This is a genomic window from Pseudomonas syringae, assembly GCF_000737245.1.
Taxonomy (GTDB): domain Bacteria; phylum Pseudomonadota; class Gammaproteobacteria; order Pseudomonadales; family Pseudomonadaceae; genus Aquipseudomonas; species Aquipseudomonas syringae_J.
In genome coordinates, this window is record NZ_JPQU01000089.1 from 186,441 (window position 1) to 207,710 (window position 21,270).

The window sequence follows — 21,270 nt, forward strand, 5'->3', positions numbered from 1 at the left end:
CAGAGGGGTACTTGCAGCGACTGGCTGTCGACACCTCTGAAATGACCATCGCAAGCCAATGATTCTGTTGGCTTTTATTTTTAGGGTCGAAGCTCTGATATCCTCAGCGGCCTTCAACTCAAGGTAGCACCATGCAGCTCATCGACATCGGCGTCAATCTGACTAACGCAAGCTTCGCCTCGCAACGACAGGCGGTCCTCGACCGTGCCTATGCCGCGGGCGTCTGCCAATTGCTGGTCACCGGCACCAGTGTCGAAGGCAGCGAAGAGGCTTTGCAGCTGTGTCACGACCTGGACCCAGATGCTCAGCGACTGTTCAGCACGGCGGGCATTCACCCCCACTCGGCGAGCGATTGGACAAGCGACACCGAGCAACAGTTGCGTGCACTGCTCAAAGAAAATCGAGTGCGGGCAGTTGGCGAATGCGGGCTGGATTTCAATCGGGATTTCTCGCCACGACCGCAACAGGAGAAAGTCCTCGAAGCTCATCTGGCACTGGCGGTTGAACTGCAAATGCCAGTGTTTCTCCATGAGCGCGACGCCAACCAGCGTCTGCTGGACATCCTGCGCGACTACCGAGACCGCTTGCCTGCGGCGGTTGTGCACTGCTTCACTGGCGAACAGCGAGCGCTGTTCAGCTACCTGGACATGGACCTGCACATCGGCATCACTGGCTGGATCTGCGACGAGCGCCGGGGTGCCCACTTGCATCCGCTGGTACGAGACATTCCCCGTGGCCGGTTGATGCTGGAAAGCGACGCGCCGTATCTGCTGCCCCGCACCCTGCGCCCCAAGCCGAAAAATGGCCGTAACGAACCCGCCTATCTGCCGGAAGTACTGCGCGAAGTCGCCCTGCACCGTGGCGAAACCCACGAACAACTCGCCGCCCATACCAGCCTTACGGCCCGGGCGTTCTTCGCTTTACCGGAAATAGTCCCGGAAGCAGAAGATGTCTAACCTTGGCTTGACCTGAATCAAGAGACGCTTCGAGATTTGTCGCACGATGGTGGCACCTTGCCGTACACCTCTAACGACTAACCAAAGAAGACCTCCTATGGGCACCTGGATTAGCAATCTTTCCCTGAAGTACAAGTTCTGGGCCGTGAATGCGGTCGCCTTCATTACCACGCTGCTGCTGGTGATCTACGCCCTGCAACTGGAACAACAGGCACGTGTCGAAGCCGCGCAACAAGCCGCTCAGAGTCAGGCCAGCCTGCTGAGCGCCTGGCCCGGTACACAAGCTCTGCCGTCCAACCCGGCGGTGCCGACCTTCGCAGCAGGACAAACCCCGAAATATAAGGACCAGCCACTGCCGAAACTGGCTGATGCCAAGGACTGGGTCGAGCTGAACCACGCTTCCTTGAGCGGCGAACAGACCCTGATTGGCGCTCAGGTCATCGTCCGCGCCGATGGACAACGCGCTGCCGTCCTGGCGTTTGCACCCAGTCTGGCCCAGGTGCTCGAAGCACGTTTCGCCAACTACGCAGTGGCTGTGTTCGTGCTGATGCTGGCCATGCTCGGTGCATCACAGCTGCTGATCCGCTTCCTTCTGAGCCAGCTCAATACGCTCAAGGACGTCATGCTCCACGTGGAAAAAAGCGGCGACCTGTCGGCCCGCGTGCCGTTGGCTAGCGAAGATGAAGTGGGCCAGATGGCCAAGGCATTCAATGCCATGCAGGCGGGTTATCAGCGAGTGGTGACTACCGTCGCCCAGACCGCATCGCGGCTGGATCAGGGCGCTGCACACCTGGCGGCGGGCATGAGCGACGTACGCCACGGCATGCTGGGCCAGCAGAGCGAAACCGATCAAGTAGCCACGGCGATCAATGAAATGTCTGCCACGGTGTATCACATCGCCCAGCATGCAGGCGCCACACGCGACCAGTCACAAACGGCTGACGCCTTGGCCGGTGGCGGCCAGGCGGTGGTGGAGCGCGTGCAGACGTCCATCGCAGGCTTGTCCTCCGGCGTCCAGCAAACTGCGCAGATGATCCAGCGTCTGGCCGAAGACAGCCAGAAGATCAACAGCGTGGTCGGGGTGATCCACAGCATCGCCGAGCAGACCAATCTGCTGGCACTCAATGCCGCGATCGAAGCCGCCCGTGCCGGGGACATGGGCCGGGGTTTCGCCGTGGTGGCCGACGAAGTGCGCAATCTGGCCAAACGGGTGCAGACTTCCACCGATGAAATCACCACCATGGTTTCCGCGTTGCAGGCTGGCACCCGGGATGCAGTGGACTTTATGCAGGACAGCTCGTTCAAGGCCGACGAATGCGTGCAACAGGCGCAGGAAGCAGGTGAGGCCTTGGCGGCTATCGCCGGTGCGGTGGCGCAAATGCGCGAGAGCAACACCCAGATCGCCGTGGCCGCTCAGCAACAGAGCCAGGTCGCCGAAGAAATGAACCGCGCGGTGGTGAGCATTCGCGACGTGACCGAAAAAACCGTGAACCAGACCGTCGATTCAGCGACCACCAGTGATGAACTCGCGACACTGGCCGGTGAGTTAAGCAAGGCGATCGGGCAGTTGAGGCTGTAACAGAATTAGCTAACCTCCCGTGGGAGCGAGCTTGCTCGCGAAGGCGCCGGGTCAAGCAATGATTTACAGACTGTCACGCCGCATTCGCGAGCAAGCTCGCTCCCACAGAGACTTATTCCACTTCCACGCCATTGCCAGCTATCACACCGATAGTCAGCCTTGATTCGCAGCAACGCGGAGTCAGGCCTAATCTTCAAACACCGACGCCGGTTTTGACGGCGGTTTGAAGAGGACAGCAGTAATGGGCAAGCGACTTCTCAATCTCCACGCATGGCACTGGCGCAACTGCGTGGAACATCATCGCCATCCGACCAGCCTTGTCCTGAATGTCATGGCGGTGCCACTGTTTATCCTGGCAGCGCTGTTAATCATCGACGGTGTGGTTTCGCTGAGTTTCGCGTCCCTGGCCATTGGCGTGATTGGCCTGATCGCCGCTCTCGGCATTCAACGCCACGGGCGGAACGGGTAGGAAGAGCTTAGGGTCAGCAGATATGTTCAGCCTGGAATTTCCTGTGGGAGCGAATTCATTCGCGAAGGCGTACAACCGGTCGCACATCCGCGCCTGACACTCCGCATTCGCGAATGCATTCGCTCCCACAGGCCTGCTCAAAGCACGCTCCTACCCAAACACCGTCACCGTCTGTCGACTGATGGCCATCAACTCCCCGCTCGGCGACCAGAGCATCGCGGCGGTATGACCGTAACCGTCTCTGGCGTGCTCGATTACCGCTTTATAGCTGCACCAGTCATGGGTGCTGACTTCGGGCAACGGCTGCACGAATTCGATGGTCCAGGTCAGAGAACTACCCGGCGCGGGTTTCTTCAGATGAGGCAACAGCGCCGGCGGCCAAGTGTCCACCAGTGCCAACAGATGCGCCTCACTCATACGCCCCTGCTCGATATCCCGAAAGCGCACATAACCGCCAATCGCCGTTGATGGCGTGCCACTGAATGGCAGACCACCCAACGCCCAGCGCAGATCCATGAAGCGCAAATACTCGGGCATCATGCCGCTGATAAAAGGCAGCTGCTGACAGGCTTCCACCGGTTTCAGCGCTGGTGCGGTTTCAGCCCGCACCGAGATGGTCGACTCACGGGCGGCGCCGAAGCTGCCCTGAATCAGCGTCATGACCTGACCGTTTTGCATAGCGCGGCCCAACAGTTGGCTGACCGCCTTGCCCTCGCGCAACACTTCCACTTCAAATGCAACTGGCACACCAGGCTCAACCGGCCCGACAAACGTAATCGCCAAGGATCGAATGGGTCGATCGCTCGGCACCCTGGCGCGCATCGCCTCATATTGCAGTGCCGCCACCAGGCCGCCAAAGCTGGCCCGGCCCTGGCCCCACTCCGCAGGAATGGTCACCGCTAGCGGATGACTCTGCACCGCGTCGATCAGTTCGGAAAACTTCATGGAGGACCCCGTCATGGAAAAGCTGCAACAGCCCCGATCTTAACCAGCCAATACTCAAACCGCATGCGCCATATCGGCCATTCATGCGGCCGGGTCCCCAGCCTTGCAGGTTGATCTAGCCGAAGCAGGTCTCGCTCAGACGCTCCAGCGCGACATCGGCCTTCTTCTCCGCGCGCACGATTCCCACCTGCCAGCCCGCGATGCACGGCGCCAGATCACTTTCCCGCCCGGCTTGCGCCAGCCATTGCAGGTGATCGTGCCAGTTGCCGAGTTCGCCCTGAGCGGCCTTCAAGCGCGATTGCATTTTCTTCGGCTGATGACTCAGTTCCGGGTAAGCCTCAGCGGCGTAGCGCACGCGCTTGATCAGCAGGCGCAGACGATGGCGGTCGTGGGCAGGGTCGGCAATCGCTTTACGCAATTGTTTCCACTGCTTGTCCATGGCCTTTTCGATGCTCTTGCGCAGGCCACGCAATAACTGTTGCCGTTGTTGTACGCGGATGAAGCCTGGGAATTGATCGAGGATTTCCAGCAGACGTTTGACTTCAGCGCTGGCGGCGACCCGGGACCAGGCCTGGTTGACCTTTTTGATACGGATATCGGCGGCGACCATGCGGCCCTCCTCCGCCAAGTGCGCGGCGAGCACTTCCATATCCCTGAGCGGCGTAGTCAAGTCGCCTACCGCCTTGGCTGCGGCTTCCAGCTGTTCGACGCCCGATAGGCCGCGCAAGGGCCGCAGCAGGCTGCGCAAGCGGCGCACGGTGGTACGCAAGTCGTGCAGGGCTTCGCTGTCGGTGGCGGCCGAAAGCCGCTCGTGACAGGCAATCAACCTGATGTGCAAAGCCAGAACTTCAGCGACTAAATGGTCAACCATTGATGACATGAGTCATTCCTTATCGGTTATTCATGGGCATCTTTTAAAGGCCATCTTTAAAGGCCGTCTATTGATGGGCGTCTTTGACCGCCGACAAACGCCAGGGCAAACGACGCCGTAACTGCCGCAAGCGCCGCCGCAGCTCAGCGGGAGCTGGCGGGCTGCCCGCATAGCGCTGGGCCTGGAATTCATGGGTGAAGGCTTCGATCAATTCCCCGTGGTCAGGCAAAAACAGCGCTGCCCGCCGAGAAAACGCCTCGGCGCCCTCCCCCGGCAATCGTCTCAGTCCCTGACGCGCCAGCAATCGTTCGAACGCGCTGAACAGCCGAAGTTGCGAATCGTTTTCCCGCTGCCAGGGTTTGAATATCCACAACCCGAGCAAGCTGAGGATCAGGCCAAGACCGCCCAGAAAAGCAGGCGCTTGCAGATCTGAGAACCAGCGGTTGAGTACCTTGAGCTGTTCGTCTCCTTGATACCCCAGCACCCAGCGCTGCCAGCCGTAGTTCAGATTGTCCCAACTGAACCGCACCGCATTGATCCAGGGCACATTGCGATAGCGCAGCGCCGACATCGGAGAATCTGCCAGAAACATCTCGTCGACGGCCAGCGCCTGTTCCAGTCCTTGCTCAATACGCTGGGGTGCCACGGCGGCAGTGGGATCGACGCTGCGCCAGCCGATACCCGGCTGCCAATACTCGACCCAGGCGTGGGCATCGAACTGCCGCACCGTCAGGTAGGGGCCATCGGGGTTGACTTCGCCACCCTGATAACCGGCCACGATCCGCGCCGGAATACCTGCAGAGCGCAACACGAAGGTCATGGCCCCCGCATAGTGAGCGCAGAAGCCCCGACGGCTTTCGAACAGGAAATCATCGATGCTGTTGACCCCCAGCGTTGGTGGCTTGAGGGTGTAGTGATAGGGTTCACGAGCGAAGTAATCCATCATCGCCCCCACCAGAGCATCCGGCTTGGGATAGCGTCGCAGCAGGTCGCGGGCCCATTCCCGGGCCTGAGGATTTCCCTTCTGGGGCAGTTGCAGGTCCTGGCGCTGAATGTTCTCGGAGAGCTGCCCGTCACGGGTTGCGTCGGGCCACGAGGTGGCGCTGTACATCAGCGATTGCTCAACCGGGCGCCGACGCTGTAAACGGAAATCGCTCATCTGCCGCACATCCGGCAGGTTACTTATTCCCACATCCAGGCTCGACAACCATGGCCGGCCGCTGGGCTCCATGACCACGCTATAGCTCAGGGAATCGCCGCGTTTCTCCCATTGCGGTACTTGCACGGTTTGCGCCCGGCCAGCTTGCGACCAGCGTCGACCATCGAATTGTTCAAGGGTCAGGGAACGCCAATAAAGCTGGTTACGGGGAGGAATCGGCCCCTCAAAGCTGGCGCGAAAAACCAGCGCCGCCGACTTGCTCAGCTCGGCGATGTCTCCCGGCGCCATATTGTCGGAGAGCCCGGTGAGGCTCTTGTTGCTCGGCTGCGGCAACGACCACAGCGGTTCCAGCCGGGGGAAGAACAGAAACAGCACCAGCATCAATGGCACCGCCTGCAGCATCAGCTTGAGGGCCAGCTTCAGACTGTTGGCGGGCCTGCTCATGGATGAGGATTCCTGCAAGGCGATCAAGCCGGCCAACAGCGTACTGACCGGCAACACAGTGAAGACCGCCCAAAGCAGGTTGTTCTCGAACAGATAACCCACCACTACGCAGAAGAAGCCGAGAAAAATCAGCACCAGGGCATCACGGCGGGTCTGCATTTCGAGCATTTTCAAAACGAATGCCGCCACCAGCAGCGCGGCACCCGCATCCAGCCCCACCAGACTGCCCCGCGCCAGATATACGCCGCCAGCGGTGCCTACCAGCAAGCCGGCTTTGATCCAGGTGCCGGGACTGCGCGCCCGCATACGAAAAATCTGGATGCGCCATAGCGTGCAGCCCAGCCACAAGGCAATCATCGACAGCGGAATATGTTGTAAAAACGGCACCACCACCAATGCCTGAGCCAGCATCAGCCAGGTCAGACTGGTGCGCGGGATCGGCTGGTTGAGGCTGAGCCCGGCATTCACCGGCGGACTCACGGCCGCGTTCATGGCCGCACTCCGTATAGCGCCAAAGCACGCAGGCAGGTTTCCCGATGCTGGTCGCCGCTGCCTACAGGCGACAGGAACCCCGGCAATCGCAGGGCAAACGGCTGATGACGCTGGGACAGGATCACCACCCAGTAACACAGCCGCGACAGCCGCTCTTCGATGTCACCGCCCAGCGCCATGAAATCCAGGCACAAATCGTTACCGCTCAGGTCGGTAAAATCCTTGATCAGCAAGCCCTGACCGCGGGAGTACGCTTTCCAGTGCAGACGACGACGGTTATCGCCGGGCTGGTAAATGCGCAAGCCCTGATAATCATCGACACCCGGCCCTTGCGTCGCTTGGCCGTGATCTTCGGCGTGGGGTTGCACACCCTTGAGCAGCGGCATCGCGCCGGGCAACGGGCGCGGATAAATCAGCGCGCTCTGTTGCAGATCCAGCCAGCTCCAGGTGCGCAGGATACTTAGCGGGTAAACGCTTTCAACCTTCAGCCGTGGCGCGTGCAGCCAGCCCCGGCGTTGTGCAGGCAAGGTCAGCTCAAGCTCGGTCGAGCCTTCTGCCCTGACATCGACCTGCTGCAGTTGCTCGGTGTCCCAGCCCAGCGCGATGGCCTGATGGGCATGGCCGCCACTTTCCAGCCTCAGGCGCAATTGCACTGTCTCACCGGCAAAAACCGAGCGTGCCACCCCGGCACTCAGGATCAGCCCGCTGAGGTTTCGATAGGTGTGCAAAATGCCCAGCACAGTCATGGACAACAGCAGGAAGGTCAGCCCATAGGCCAGACTGTTCTGGTAATTGATCGACACCAGCAACATCAAAAACAGCACCAACGCGAAACTGCCGCCGGTGCGGGTGGGCATGATGAAAATACGCCGGTGGTTGAGTTTGATCCGCGATGCGGGTGGAATACGTCGCGCCAGCCAGCGTTGCCAGATCGGTTTGAAGGGTTCGATCAAAGCACTGGCACCTCCCGCAGTAGCCACTGGACCAACGCGCTACCACTCTGCCCGGTGGCATCGGTACGTTCGCGCAGGCGATGGCCGACCACTGAAGGCAAGATCGCCTGCACGTCTTCGGGGATTACATAATCGCGGCTGGCCAGCAGCGCCCAGGCACGAGCTGCCGAGAGAATCGCCAGACTCGCCCGGGGCGATAACCCATAAGCAAATTGCGCCTGGCTACGAGTCGCATCCACCAGACGCAGCACGTAGTCCACCAGAGCATCACTGACCCGCACCTGACGCGCCTGAGCTTGTAACAAGCCCAGTTCAGCATGATTCAACAACGGTTGCAGGCGCGGCAGCAGGTCACGACGGGATTCCCCCAGAAGCAAGGCTTTCTCCGCCGAGCGTGCTGGATAGCCAAGGGACAAGCGCATCAGAAAACGGTCGAGCTGCGATTCTGGCAGGGCAAAAGTGCCACCCTGACTGAACGGATTCTGGGTAGCAATGACGAAAAACGGATCGGGTAACAGACGCGTCGCGCCCTCGATCGTCACCTGACCCTCCTCCATGGCTTCGAGCAAAGCGCTCTGGCTTTTGGGCGTGGCCCGGTTGATTTCATCCGCCAGCACCAGCTCGGCAAAAATCGGCCCAGGGTGAAAAGTGAACTGCCCGGTTTCGCGATCGAACACTGAAGTGCCGAGGATATCCCCGGGTAACAGATCAGACGTGAATTGAATCCGCTGGAAGCTCAAGCCCAGCACTTTGGCCAAGGTATGGCTGAGGGTGGTCTTGCCCATCCCCGGTAAATCTTCGATCAGCAAATGCCCACCGCCGAGCAGGCAAGTCATCGCCAGACGGACTTGTGGCTCCTTGCCCAACACCACTTCATTGATGGCATTGAGGCATTCATCGAGTTTTCTGCCCATCGAAAATACTCTCCAGGCAACTGCCTATGGCTTGAACGAGAACCGTAGGACCGGCTTGAGCCGGGAGAACGGTCTACAAAAGACATTAATATGTCGAATGTGCCGCCCATTCGCGAATAAATTCGCTCCTACAGGTCAGCGTAGGTGGTTTCGCCAGAGAGAAAAGGAAAATGCGTACGTGCGTTATTTGAGGGGTGGTTAGCGCTCTATCCCTGACACCACACGGTAGGCCAGCAAACAGGGACCTGTAGGAGCGCGCTTGCCCGCGATTTGGCCTATCAGTCGATGAATTTATCGCCTGTGCTGACGCCATCGCGGGCAAGCGCGCTCCTACGGAAAATGCATTTCAACTCAGAGTGCAATGTGCATCCAGAGATCAACGCCCGGCGCGGGACTCGCGGATGTAGAAGCGGGCTTTTTCAGCTTTGCTGGTGCAACCTTCGAACGCTTCGAACTGTTGCTGGGTCTTGGCACCGGTGAGCAGTGACAGGGCTTTGGAGTAGCTGACGGTCCCGGCGAAGCCTTCAGCCTTGGCCAGATCCAGCTCATGCCAGGCGGAATCCAGCTGGGTGGCGCAGCTGTCGCGATAGCCAGTTTTACCCGCACAACCGGCGAGAACCAAAGCAAACAATGGCAGGCAGATCCAGGCTTTCATCGGTGTTACCTCAGGATAGAAATCGATAGTGCGAGTTGGACGGCACCAGGCGCTAAAAGTGCCGTATTAAGAGGGGTTATACAAGGTATGGAGATTTCTGAAGTATTTGAAACCTGTGGGAGCGAGCTTGCTCGCGAAGGCGCCCTCAGGTCTGACAGAACTTCAGAGTCTCAAACAGAGTATTCGCGAGCAAGCTCGCTCCCACGGGTCCAGTGTCTATCCAGTATCCAGTGTGCTGGCGAAATGGCTAGAGTTCCCGCAACCGATACCCCACCCCTGCCTCGGTGACGATAAACCTGGGCGCAGTTGGGTCATCCGCCAGTTTCTGGCGCAGGTGGCCGACCACAATCCGCAGGTAGTGGCTGTCTTCGGTATGGGTCGGGCCCCAGATGTCCTTGAGCAATTGCTGCTGGGTGATGACCCGACCCGGATGCCGAGCCAATTGGGCCAGTACAGCGTACTCTTTGCGGGTCAGGGCCACTTCGAGGCCATCGAGCAGGACCCGGCGAAAAGCAAGGTCCACGGTCAGCGGGCCGAACACCAGCGCCGCACTCTGCTGTTCTCCAGCGGGAGCCTGGCGCAGCAAGGCGCGGACCCGGGCCAGAAACTCCTGAATACCAAACGGCTTGGTCACGTAATCATTGGCCCCGCCATCCAGCGCTTCGACCTTCTGTGCTTCGCTGGCCCGAACCGACAGCACCAGCACCGGCACGTTGGACCACTCGCGAAATTCACGCAGCACCTGCTGGCCGTCCACGTCCGGCAAGCCCAGGTCGAGCACCAACAGATCGGGCTTGTTCAGTGCCGCCTGGCTAAGGCCGTCAGCGCCCGTCTCGGCCTCGAGCACTTTGTAACCCTGTGAAGCGAGGCTAATGCGCAGGAACTTGCGAATCTGGGGTTCGTCATCGATTACCAGAATGGTTGCGGTCTGACTCATGGGTGCCTTGTTTTTCCAGCGTGTTTTCTAACGTGAAGTCTGGCCCGAGCCTGTCTCAAGACAGCAACTCGGCTTCACTTTCCCCTTGGGGCTGAGTCTGTAACGGCAAATAGAGGGTGATGCAGGTGCCTCGGCCATCAATACCCTGTCCGACACTGATACGTCCGCCGTGAGCACCGATCATGCCCTGACAGATCGCCAAGCCCAGCCCGGTCCCCTGTCCACCGCGATCACCACGGGCCGCAGTATAGAACATGTCAAAAATTTTCAGCCGCTCATCCTCCGGTATCCCCGGCCCTTCGTCGCTCACGGCAAAAAACAGCTCATCATCGATAGCACCGGCTTCCAGTTCCAGGCGGCCGCCCGGGGGCGAAAAACGTGCGGCATTTTCCAGCACATTGACCAACGCCTGCTCAATCAACGCCGCATGCACGTACAGCAGCGGAAGATCGGCGGGCACCAGTGTCTGGACCTGCAACGGTGCAAGCACGGCCCGCAGTCGATTCAGCGCACTACCGACAATGTCCCCCGGCGACACCCAGTCCCGCGCCAGTTTCAACGCGCCATGTCCGAGCCGGGTCATGTCGAGCAGATTCTGGATATAGCGATCCAGACGCTCGGCTTCGTCGCGAGTGCCTTCGAGCAGTTCTCGACGATCATTCAACGGGATGGCTTCACCCAGCGCCAACAGGCTGTCGATGCTACCGCGCATGGCGGTCAAGGGCGTGCGCAGGTCGTGGGACACCGATGCCAGCAAAGCGCTGCGCAGTTGCTCGGTCTCGCCATGCAGGCGCGCCGCTTCCAGATCGTCCGCCAATTGCGCCCGTGCCAACGCCTGAGCCAGCGGCTGACTGAGAGCCATCAGCAACCGGCGGCGTTGCGCGCTGAAGTCCTGCCCCTGCCGAGCACTGACGCCCATCAAGGCCAGCGGCTTGTCTTCACTGGAAAGCGGCCACCACCACCAGCGCCCGGATGGCAAGGTGCCAGTCCCATTCCCGGCGGGTTGATCATGCTGCCAGGCCCAGTCGGCAGCAGCGCGCTCGGCCTCGGACAATTGGGCGATGCCGCTTTGCACTTTCCAGTTGCCATGGGCGTCGCGATCGATCAGGCAAATATCCAGCTCCTGCCAACCGCTCAAATGCTGCCCTGCCGCGCTGATTACTGCTTGCCGATCAGTGGCGGCGGTCAGTTTTCGGGACAGGTCCAGCAGCTCGCTGGTCTCTTCCTGAGTCTCGCGCAGCGCCTGCATCTGACGCCGCTGACGTGCCGCCAGATTGCCGGTCAAAGCCGACATCAACAGGAAAAACAGCAAGGTCAGGACGTCTTCCTCACGTTGAATCGTCAGAGAGAAACTCGGCGGCATGAACAGAAAGTCGTAGGCCAGAAACGACAGAATCGAAGCGGCCAGGGCCGGGCCAACGCTGGTACGAACCGCCACCAATAGCACGGCAGCGAGAAACACCAGGGAGATATTCGGCAGGTCCATTACGCTGGATACCCCCCAGGCCAAAGCACTGGCCAACAGGGTGGCGACAAGCGCCAGCAAATACTCGAACCAGGGCGCCGAGCCCGAAGAGCGTTGCCGAGGCTGATCGGGCAACGGCTCGCTGTCCAGCACACTGATTTCCAGACCATGTGCCTCACGCAACAGACGTTGGGCCACGCCGCCACCAAACCAGCGACGGCGCAAGCGCGGCTGCGACTGCCCCACCAGCACCACGCTGGCGCGCCGCTCACCGGCATGCTGAATCAGGGTTTTTGCCACCTCGCCAGCCCGTAGTACAACCACTTCACCACCAAGCCGCTCGGCCAGTTGCTGGGCGCTTTGCAAGCGGGCGCGGGCTTGTTCATCGAAGGCTCGGCCGTTGTCGACGTGCACCAGCGTCCACGGCAGATGGCGACGCTGCGCGACGCGACTGGCGTGGCGCACCAGACGCTCGGCATGCACATCGCCGTCGACGCCCACCAACAAGCGACCGCGCACCGCTGGCGCGTCCTGCCCGAGCTTGCGGTAGCCCTGGGCCAGATCGTCATCGACCTGAGCCGCTGCAGTCTGCATTGCCAGTTCACGCAAGGCGTTAAGGTTGGTCTGGGTGAAGAATGCGTCGATGGCCGCCCGTGCCTGCTCGGGCACGTAAACCTTGCCGTCGCGCAGCCGTTCGAGCAGCTCCCGGGACGGCAAGTCGATCAGCACCAGCTCGTAAGCCTCTTGCAACACCCAGTCCGGCAGAGTCTCGCGAACCAGCACGCCGGTGATCCCTCGCACCTGATCATTGAGGCTTTCCAGATGCTGGACGTTGACCGTGGTGTACACGTCGATGCCCGCCGCCAACAGTTCCTGAATATCCTGCCAGCGTTTGGCGTGACGACTGCCCGGCGCATTGCTGTGGGCCAGTTCGTCGACCAGCACCAGCTGTGGCTTGAGCCTGAGCAAACCGTCGAGGTCCATTTCCTCCAGAGTGACGCCGCGATACTCCGAGCGAATCAACGGCTGCTGCGGCAAGCCACCCAGCAAGGCTTCGGTCTCGGCCCGGCCGTGGGTCTCTACCACGCCAGCGATCAGCGCCACGCCCTGACGCAACTGCGTATGGGCCGCTTGCAGCATGGCGTAGGTCTTGCCCACCCCCGGCGCAGCGCCGAGAAACACTTTGAGACGGCCTCGCCCATCTCTGGGCATGTCGGCTAATAATGCGTCGGCGCGGCCGGAATCACTCATGGTTGCTGTTGCTCACTCAAAGCTGCGCTTGTTGTTGCGCAGACGGTAACTCATTCAGGCTGCGATTCAAGTTCAACACGTTGACCACGGGCGGACCGATCAGTGGCCGCGAGGTGTTGGCCTCGATCAGCGCCTGGACTTTCTCCACCGACAACTTGCGCGCCGCTGCGACTCTCGCCGTCTGGTACATCACAGCTTCGGGTGAAAGATGTGGATCAAGGCCGCTGCCGGAGGTGGTCAACAATGCCAACGGCACTGGGCCCTGGGCTTGCACGACTTCTTTCGCCGCGTCTTCAGTAACGCGGGCCGCCAGTGCCGGATTGCTCGGTGCCAGGTTGCTGGCACCGCTGGCAACGGTAGCAAACGCGCCGGCTGACGGCCGCGAGTGGAACCATTCGTCTCCCGTAAACGATTGGGCAATCAGTTGCGAGCCACGGACCTTGCCATCGGCGTCATGAATGAGACTGCCGTTGGCTTGATCGGGAAACGCGACTTGAGCGACGCCGGTGACCACGAGGGGGTAAGCGACGCCGGTGATGACAGTCATCAGAACCAGCAGACTCAGGGCGGGGCGGAATACGGTGGACATGGTGAATACCTCTTCGAATTTGAAATACCAAACCTGTAGGAGCGCGCTTGCCCGCGATGACGCCCTCACAGGCGAAAAATAGGCTGGCTCCAAAATCGCATCGCGGGCAAGCGCGCTCCTACAGGCCTTTGTTTGTTGGAAGACAGTGTTGTGTCAGGGATTACGTGGCGGTGTTGATTTAAACCAGGTGCAACCCCACCAGAATCAAATCAATCAACTTGATCCCCACAAACGGCACGACGATCCCGCCCAGGCCGTAGATCAACAGGTTACGGCGCAATAACGCTGCAGCGCTGGCGGCCTGGACGCGTACGCCACGCAAGGCCAGGGGGATCAGCACCACGATGATCAGGGCGTTGAACACGATGGCCGAGAGAATCGCGCTCTGCGGGCTGGCCAGGTGCATGATGTTCAGCACGCCCAGTTGCGGATAAATGGCGGCAAACAGCGCAGGCAGAATCGCGAAGTACTTGGCAATGTCGTTGGCGATGGAAAACGTCGTCAGCGCACCCCGGGTGACCAGCAATTCCTTGCCGATCTGCACCACGTCCAGCAACTTGGTGGGGTCACTGTCGAGGTCAACCATGTTGGCCGCTTCCCGCGCTGCCTGGGTACCATCGTTCATCGCCATGCCGACGTCAGCCTGGGCCAATGCCGGCGCGTCGTTGGCGCCATCGCCACACATCGCCACCAGACGCCCGTCGTTCTGCTCGGCACGAATGCGTTCGAGTTTTTTCTCCGGTGTGGCTTCGGCCAGCACGTCATCCACCCCGGCTTCAGCGGCAATTGCCGCAGCAGTCAGCGGGTTGTCGCCGGTGACCATCACGGTGCGTATGCCCAGCTTGCGCAGCTCGGCAAAACGCTCGCGAATACCTGGCTTGACCACGTCCTTGAGATGAATCGCGCCGATCAGTTTTTTATCGACGCAGACCAGCAGCGGCGTACCGCCGGTTTTGGCGATGCCTTCGATCTCTCTGGCCAGGGCCGCTGGCAGGTCAGTGCGCTGCATGTCGACAAACGCCAGCAGCGAATCAACCGCCCCCTTGCGATACAGCCGGTTTTGATAATCCACACCCGACAACCGGGTCTCGGCACTGAACGGTACAGCGGTCAGCTGCGATGCTTGCGGCTCTGTTATCGGGTTCAGATTGCGCAGGTATTCGACGATGGATTTACCTTCCGCCGTGTCGTCGGCCAGCGAGGCCAGCAGTGCTGCTTCGCTGAGTTCCTTCGGGGTCACGCCCGGCGCGGCATACAGCGCGGTGCAGCGGCGGTTGCCGAAAGTGATGGTGCCGGTCTTGTCCAGCAGCAATACATGCACGTCCCCCGCCGCTTCCACGGCCCGGCCGGACTTGGCGATGACGTTCAGGCGCACCAGGCGGTCCATGCCCGCGATACCAATGGCCGACAGCAGGCCGCCAATGGTGGTGGGGATCAAAGTCACCAGCAGCGCGACCAGAAACACCAGGGGCAAACTGCCGCCCGCGAAATGGGCGAAGGGTTGCAGGGTCACCACCACCAACAGGAAGATCAGGGTCAGGCCAATCAGCAGGATATCCAGCGCCACTTCGTTGGGGGTCTTCTGCCGCTTGGCGCCTTCCACCAGAGCGATCATCCGGTCCAGAGTGGATTCGCCGGGGTTGCTGCTGATGCGGATCAACAACCAGTCGGACACCAGCCGGGTATTGCCGGTAACCGCCGAACGATCGCCGCCGGACTCGCGAATTACCGGCGCCGATTCACCGGTAATCGCCGCTTCGTTGACCGCCGCGATGCCTTCGATGACTTCGCCGTCACCGGGGATCATCTCCCCGGCAGCGACGCGCACCACATCCCCTTTGCGCAAGGCGCTAGCGTTGACCACGCTGAAGCTGCCGGTCTCATCACGGCGGCGCGCCTTGAGGCCTTCGCTACCCGCTTTCAGGCTATCGGCCCGAGCCTTGCCGCGCCCTTCGGCCAGAGCTTCGGCGAAGTTGGCGAACAGCACGGTGAACCAAAGCCACAGGGCGATCTGCACGGCAACCCCGGTGGACACCGCAGGATCGGGGATCACGCACAGGATCGTGGTGAGGATCGCGGTCAGTTCCACCACCAGCATCACCGGCGAGCGGGCCAGTTGCCGTGGGTCGAGTTTGACGAAGGCCTGCACCAGCGCCGGACGCCACAGGGCGGCAAAGCCGGTTTTCACGGGCTCGGCCACAGCCTGGGTTTCAGTCGGCGTTTTCAGTTTGGATACTTGAGTATTCATTATCAGTTCCTCAGAAGCCCAGGCTCAGATGTTCGGCAATCGGCCCCAGCGCCAGGGTCGGCAGGAAGGTCAGGCCACCCACAATCAAAATAGTCATGGTCAACAGCGTGACGAACAGCGGGCCGTGGGTCGGGAAGCTGTTCAGGCCCAGTGGTGCGCTTTTCTTCATGGCCAGGCTGCCAGCCAGTGCCAGCACCGGCAACATGTAGCCGAAGCGACCAATGAACATCGCCAGGCTGAGCATCAGGTTGTGGAACACGGTGTTGGCACCAAAACCACCGAATGCCGAGCCGTTGTTGGCTGTCGCCGAGGTGTAGGCGTAGAGCAACTGGCTGAAACCGTGGGGGCCAGGGTTGCTCACCGACGCCAGCGGCCCCGGCAGGCTAGCCGCCACAGCACCCAGCACCAGCACGCCCACCGGCATCACCAGCAAGGTCGCGACCAGCAGCTTGACCTCATTGGCCTGCAGTTTCTTGCCCAGGTATTCCGGGGTGCGTCCAATCATCAGTCCGGCAAGGAACACCGCAATCAGCACATTCAGCAGCATGCCGTTGAGGCCCACGCCGACGCCGCCGAAGATCACTTCACCGACCATCATGTTGGCCAGCGCCACCATGCCGCTCAACGGGTTGAGGCTGTCGTGCATGCCGTTCACCGAGCCGTTGGACGCCGCCGTGGTGGCCGTGGCCCAGAGCACCGTGCCGGTGGTGCCGAAGCGGCTTTCCTTGCCTTCCAGCGGCGCAGTCTGTTCGACATTAGCGACGTTAAGAGTCGGGTTGGGCTGATACTCGGCCCACATCGACACTGAGCCGCCTATCAACAGCAACACCAGCATGCAGGCGATGATCGCCCGGCTCTGGCGCATGTCTTTGACGTAGTGGCCGAAAGTGAACACCAGCGCTGCCGGAATCATCAGGATCGACGCCAGCTGAAACAGGTTGCTCCAGGCGGTCGGGTTCTCGAACGGATGCGCCGAGTTGACACCGAAGAAACCACCGCCATTGGTGCCCAGTTGCTTGATCGCAATCTGGCTGGCGGCCGGCCCCATGGGCAGGCTTTGATCCGCGCCCTGCAAGGTCAGCGCATCAATGTAGTGAGCGAAACTCTGTGGCACCCCCTGCCAGACCAGTAACAAGGCCAGCACGATGCACAGCGGCAGCAGGCCGTACAGGGTGACGCGGGTCATGTCGGTCCAGAAGTTACCGAGGTTTTGCGTCGAGCGACGGCTGATGCCGCGACAGAACGCCAGCAACACGGCGATGCCGGTGGCGGCGCTGACGAAGTTCTGCACGGTCAGGCCGACCATCTGGCTCAGGTAGCTGAGGGAGGCTTCACCGCTGTAGCTCTGCCAGTTGGTGTTGGTCACGAAACTCATGGCGGTATTGAACGCCTGCGACCACTCCATCCCCGGCAGTTGCTGCGGGTTGAGCGGCAACGCGCCCTGCCCCAGCAGCATCGCGAACAACAGCACGAACCCGGCGAGGTTGAAGGCCAGCAATGCCCACAAATACGTCTTCCAGTTCTGCTCGACGCTTGGGTCCACGCCCGACAGGCGATAACAGAGGTTCTCAACCGGGCGCAGCACTGGAGTCAGCCAGGTTCGCTCACCTTCCACCACCCGATAGTAAAAACGCCCCAGCAATGGCGCAGGTAACAGCACCAATGCCAGGAAAGCCAGAATCAATAGATAGTCATAACTGTGCATGGCTTCAGCTCCGCCCCGCGCGCAACAGCGCAACCAGCAAATAAATGAACAGCCCTGCTGCCAATAACAGCGACACCCCGTCCACAACGCTCATCGAAATTCTCCATCGCTACGGCGATTGCCGCGTGTGGTTAATTGTCGGGAAAGAGGCCGTAAAGGAACGAGAGCGAGGAGGATGGAACGGCGTAAAGATGGCGTAAAGGTTAAGGCACCTTCTCTGTAGGAGCGCACCGAGGTTACGAGGCCCGCGATGGCGGTGTATCAGACAGACCGCAATCGCTGCCTCGCGGTGCTCGTGAGCTCCTACCGGTTTCAGCGCTGTCATCAATCTGCCACCTGTCATTTCTTACAGGTTTCAGAATGTGAAGCAGGGGTTATCGTAAAGGCGTAAGGAAACGGACAAGGAGTCTGCAATGAATCAACTCAACCAGAAAGTGACCGGTGCTACCGAGGGCGCATGGCAAGAAATGATCCTACAAACCGTGCAACTGACCGCCAAGGAACAGGAAATCCTGCTGTGGGCCGCCAAGGGTAAATCCACTTGGGAAATCTCCCGGATTCAAGGCCGTACCGAATCGGCCGTTAACTTTCATATGTGCAACATCCGTCGCAAGTTTGGCGTCAGCTCATTAAAAGCCGCATTGGTAATGGCCATTGATCGCGGGCTTATCGGCCTGCACTGAAGCGGTGATCAGCGCTTGTATCAGCCTCGATACATTCCCGACATCGCCCCGACACCCGCTCACGACACCCTTTCGCCGCGCCTCCCGGCGAAGTAGCATCGCGGGCAGCGTTGATCATCAATAGCGGCCAGTGATGGCGGCATCACCAGGCGGCAACCGCATCATGCAGACAAGCTCCGAAACCTCTTCTGACAATGCGACCGCAGTCGAACAGCGCTGGAATACCCGGGCCTTGATCGTTGACGACGATGTGCCGATCCGCGAGCTCCTGTGTGATTACCTGGCGCGCTTCAATATTCAGTGCCGGGGCGTGACCGACGGCACCGAAATGCGCCAGGCCCTTGAAGAAGAAAACTTCGACGTCATCGTCCTCGACCTCATGCTCCCGGGCGAAGACGGTCTGTCCTTGTGCCGTTGGCTGCGCGGCACCTCGGACATCCCGATCCTGATGCTCACTGCCCGCTGCGAACCCACCGACCGGATCATCGGCCTTGAATTGGGCGCCGACGATTACATGGCCAAGCCGTTCGAACCTCGCGAGCTGGTGGCGCGCATTCAGACCGTGCTGCGCCGGGTGCGTGACGACCGCAATGAGCAGCGCTCCACCGTGCGTTTCGATGCCTGGCGACTGAACAGCGTACTGCGCCAGTTGATCGCTGCCGACGGCCTGGTAGTGCCGCTGTCCAATGCTGAGTTCCGTTTGTTGCGGGTATTTCTCGAGCGTCCGCGTCGGGTCCTGAGCCGCGAGCAGCTGCTGGACGCCGCCCGTGGCCGCTCTATCGAAGCCTTTGATCGCAGCATTGATCTGCTGGTCTCGCGCCTTCGCCAGAAACTCGGTGATGATCCGAAGAACCCACAGTTGATCAAGACCGTGCGTGGCGAGGGTTATCTGTTCGACGCCAGGGACATTGGTTGATCCGTTCCGCCGATACCATGTTCGCCCGGCTGTTCGGGGGGGCGGTGATTGCCATTCTGCTTGCGCATTTGCTGGCTTTCATCTGGTTTGCGCTCTACGGATTTCCGTCTCCACCTCCTCCGCCGCCCATGCCCCAATCCGCGCAAGCCGCCCACAATGGCGAGCGGCCCCATGTCCCGTTCCCCGGCAGAAAACCGCCGCCCTTTGGCGGGCCAGTCGTGCCCCTGATCTTCCAGATGATTACCCTGGTGATTGCCGCCTGGTTCGGCGCAAAGGCGCTGAGCAAACCCATGAGCCGCCTGAGTGAAGCCGCCGAACGCCTCAGCGAAAACCTCGACAGCCCGCCCATGGAAGTCAGTGGCCCGCAAGAGGCGCGCCAGGCGGCGCAGACCTTCAACCTGATGCAGCAACGCATCCGCGAGCAAGTCCAGCAGCGCGGCCGCATGCTGGCGGCGGTTTCCCATGACCTGCGTACGCCTTTGTCGCGGCTCAAGTTGCGCGTTGAGCAGATCGATGAACCCCGACTGCATGGCCAGATGAGCCAGGATCTGAACGACATGATCGGCATGCTCGACGCAACCCTGACGTATCTGAACGAGCAACGCACCAGCGAAATCGTGCAATTGTTCGACTTGCAGGCGCTGATCGAGTCCCTGACTGAAAACGCTCAGGACAATGGTGACGACGTGCAATGCAGCGGTCAATGCGAGCCTCTCAAGACACAACCGATGGCCTTGCGTTCGTGCATCAACAATCTCATCGACAATGCCCTGCGCTATGCCGGCCAGGCCCGGGTTGAAATCCATGACCAGGCTCAGCGGGTACAAGTGATAGTGGTCGATCATGGCCCTGGCATCAGCGTTGAGCATCATGAAACGGTCTTCGAACCGTTTTATCGCCTGGAAGGTTCACGCAATCGCAATTCTGGCGGGGTCGGCATGGGCATGACCATCGCCCGTGACGCGGCGCGACGCATGGGTGGCGACCTGACGCTGGGGCAAACACCTGGCGGCGGCCTGACGGTGACCCTGGATCTGCCGCGCTGATTGCGCCCCGCGTGTAGCGGCGCCGATACAAAGCCCACATACCCTCGACAACCGCTGCCTCGAAGCTTGATAAGCCGGTGCACCGCCACCGGCTCAACCAACCTGAGGGAGTCAGCCTGATGATCAGTGGCGTCAGCAGTAACAGCTATTCGAGCTACACCAACTCCAGTACGACGGCCAGCACGGCGGCGAGCAAAAAATTCCAGGAGCAATTGCTAGCCAAGCTCGATACCGACGGCGACGGCAGTATCAGCAAGGACGAATTGTCGACGGCGGCTTCATCGTCCGAAGGCAAGGACGGCATTACCGTCACCCTGAGCGATGCGTTCGGCGACCTGGACAGCAACGATGACGACAGCCTGGATGCCAGCGAACTGGCTTCCATGCAGATGCCACCGCCACCACCGCGTGATGCAGCAGCGGAGACTGAGGCCGCCGAAAACCTGCTCAGCGCGCTGGATACCGACGGTGACGGCACTATCAATAGCAATGAGCTGACCGCAGGTCTGAGCAGCGCCGGCAGCACCGCCGACAGCTCCCAAGTGTTCGATGCGCTGGATACCAACGAAGATGGCACCGTCAGCCTTGACGAGTTGACCGCCAGCCTGCAACCGTCGGCGCCACCGGCCCCGCCAACAGCGACATCGACATCGACCGCTTCGACAGAAGAGGCCAGCGCGCAGCTGTTCAGGGCAATGGATGCTGACAGCGATGGCAGCATCAACGCCAGCGAACTGAGCAGCGCCTTAAGCTCTACCCTGAGCACTGCCTCAAACAGCAGCGACGACACAACCGCCCAGGCCCTGAGCCGAATGGTTGCCGCGCTGACCGAGCGTTACGATACCGACGGCAGCAAACCGGTCGGCAAGTACCTCAATACTGCGGCTTGAGTCAGACGCTAAACCGCATCGCCCTTATCGCGGGCAAGCACCGCTCCCACAGGTTTTGGTGATCCGTAGGAGCGCGCTTGCCCGCGAAGAACGATGACGCGGT

At 60.7% G+C, this 21,270-nt stretch carries 18 protein-coding genes and 1 pseudogene; 7 read left to right on the forward strand and 12 right to left on the reverse strand.

Annotated elements, in window-relative coordinates:
* Nucleotides 1-131 precede the first annotated feature (131 nt).
* The 3 genes and pseudogenes from IV01_RS01705 to IV01_RS01695 form a co-directional block, all read left to right on the forward strand.
* Nucleotides 132-956 (forward strand): TatD family hydrolase, encoded by an 825-nt coding sequence (locus IV01_RS01705; RefSeq protein WP_032631549.1) that lies wholly within the window; start codon nt 132-134, stop codon nt 954-956.
* Between the two features lie 97 nt (nt 957-1,053).
* Nucleotides 1,054-2,535, forward strand: coding sequence for a methyl-accepting chemotaxis protein (locus tag IV01_RS01700; RefSeq protein WP_032631550.1), 1,482 nt, complete (start codon nt 1,054-1,056; stop codon nt 2,533-2,535).
* 241 nt (nt 2,536-2,776) lie between these two features.
* Nucleotides 2,777-2,998: pseudogene (locus tag IV01_RS01695) on the forward strand (terminase); the annotation flags it as partial.
* A 156-nt stretch (nt 2,999-3,154) separates the two neighbouring features.
* Here IV01_RS01695 and IV01_RS01690 read toward each other — a convergent pair.
* The 12 genes from IV01_RS01690 to kdpF form a co-directional block, all read right to left on the reverse strand.
* Nucleotides 3,155-3,949 carry an acyl-CoA thioesterase gene (locus tag IV01_RS01690; protein WP_032631553.1) on the reverse strand — a complete coding sequence of 265 codons (795 nt, stop codon included), beginning with the start codon at nt 3,947-3,949 and terminating at the stop codon, nt 3,155-3,157.
* A gap of 115 nt (nt 3,950-4,064) precedes the next feature.
* Nucleotides 4,065-4,829 carry a CHAD domain-containing protein gene (locus tag IV01_RS01685; protein ID WP_032631554.1) on the reverse strand — a complete coding sequence of 255 codons (765 nt, stop codon included), beginning with the start codon at nt 4,827-4,829 and terminating at the stop codon, nt 4,065-4,067.
* Nucleotides 4,830-4,887: 58 nt separating this feature from the next.
* Nucleotides 4,888-6,915 (reverse strand): transglutaminase TgpA family protein, encoded by a 2,028-nt coding sequence (locus IV01_RS01680; protein ID WP_050508008.1) that lies wholly within the window; start codon nt 6,913-6,915, stop codon nt 4,888-4,890.
* A complete protein-coding gene (locus IV01_RS01675; protein ID WP_195758824.1) occupies nt 6,912-7,895 on the reverse strand; it encodes a DUF58 domain-containing protein in 984 nt (327 codons plus the stop codon). Before IV01_RS01675 ends, IV01_RS01680 begins: the two co-directional genes overlap by 4 nt.
* A complete protein-coding gene (locus tag IV01_RS01670; RefSeq protein WP_032631556.1) occupies nt 7,865-8,782 on the reverse strand; it encodes an AAA family ATPase in 918 nt (305 codons plus the stop codon). The genes IV01_RS01675 and IV01_RS01670 overlap by 31 nt, the downstream gene beginning before the upstream one ends.
* Before the next feature lie 376 nt (nt 8,783-9,158).
* Nucleotides 9,159-9,437 (reverse strand): hypothetical protein, encoded by a 279-nt coding sequence (locus IV01_RS01665; protein WP_032631557.1) that lies wholly within the window; start codon nt 9,435-9,437, stop codon nt 9,159-9,161.
* Nucleotides 9,438-9,684: 247 nt separating this feature from the next.
* On the reverse strand, nt 9,685-10,374 hold the full coding sequence (locus IV01_RS01660; RefSeq protein ID WP_032631558.1) for a response regulator: 690 nt from the start codon (nt 10,372-10,374) through the stop codon (nt 9,685-9,687).
* A gap of 55 nt (nt 10,375-10,429) precedes the next feature.
* Nucleotides 10,430-13,090 carry a sensor histidine kinase gene (locus IV01_RS01655; RefSeq protein ID WP_032631559.1) on the reverse strand — a complete coding sequence of 887 codons (2,661 nt, stop codon included), beginning with the start codon at nt 13,088-13,090 and terminating at the stop codon, nt 10,430-10,432.
* 16 nt (nt 13,091-13,106) lie between these two features.
* Nucleotides 13,107-13,679 carry a potassium-transporting ATPase subunit KdpC gene (kdpC, locus tag IV01_RS01650; protein WP_032631560.1) on the reverse strand — a complete coding sequence of 191 codons (573 nt, stop codon included), beginning with the start codon at nt 13,677-13,679 and terminating at the stop codon, nt 13,107-13,109.
* A 178-nt stretch (nt 13,680-13,857) separates the two neighbouring features.
* Nucleotides 13,858-15,927 (reverse strand): potassium-transporting ATPase subunit KdpB, encoded by a 2,070-nt coding sequence (gene kdpB / locus IV01_RS01645; protein WP_080290410.1) that lies wholly within the window; start codon nt 15,925-15,927, stop codon nt 13,858-13,860.
* A gap of 10 nt (nt 15,928-15,937) precedes the next feature.
* Nucleotides 15,938-17,632 (reverse strand): potassium-transporting ATPase subunit KdpA, encoded by a 1,695-nt coding sequence (kdpA, locus tag IV01_RS01640; protein ID WP_032631562.1) that lies wholly within the window; start codon nt 17,630-17,632, stop codon nt 15,938-15,940.
* A gap of 4 nt (nt 17,633-17,636) precedes the next feature.
* Nucleotides 17,637-17,726, reverse strand: coding sequence for a K(+)-transporting ATPase subunit F (kdpF, locus tag IV01_RS0125580; RefSeq protein ID WP_032631563.1), 90 nt, complete (start codon nt 17,724-17,726; stop codon nt 17,637-17,639).
* 373 nt (nt 17,727-18,099) lie between these two features.
* On the opposite strand from kdpF, the gene IV01_RS01635 reads away from it, so the two are divergent.
* The 4 genes from IV01_RS01635 (at nt 18,100) to xopAW (ending at nt 21,167) form a co-directional block, all read left to right on the forward strand.
* Nucleotides 18,100-18,315 carry a helix-turn-helix domain-containing protein gene (locus tag IV01_RS01635; RefSeq protein WP_229636169.1) on the forward strand — a complete coding sequence of 72 codons (216 nt, stop codon included), beginning with the start codon at nt 18,100-18,102 and terminating at the stop codon, nt 18,313-18,315.
* A 163-nt stretch (nt 18,316-18,478) separates the two neighbouring features.
* Nucleotides 18,479-19,231: a response regulator gene (locus IV01_RS01630; protein WP_032631604.1), complete on the forward strand. Its 753-nt coding sequence runs from the start codon at nt 18,479-18,481 to the stop codon at nt 19,229-19,231.
* A complete protein-coding gene (locus IV01_RS01625; RefSeq protein WP_032631565.1) occupies nt 19,228-20,277 on the forward strand; it encodes a sensor histidine kinase in 1,050 nt (349 codons plus the stop codon). Before IV01_RS01630 ends, IV01_RS01625 begins: the two co-directional genes overlap by 4 nt.
* Nucleotides 20,278-20,396: 119 nt before the next feature.
* Nucleotides 20,397-21,167, forward strand: coding sequence for an EF-hand domain-containing protein (xopAW, locus tag IV01_RS01620; RefSeq protein WP_032631567.1), 771 nt, complete (start codon nt 20,397-20,399; stop codon nt 21,165-21,167).
* Nucleotides 21,168-21,270 lie beyond the last annotated feature (103 nt).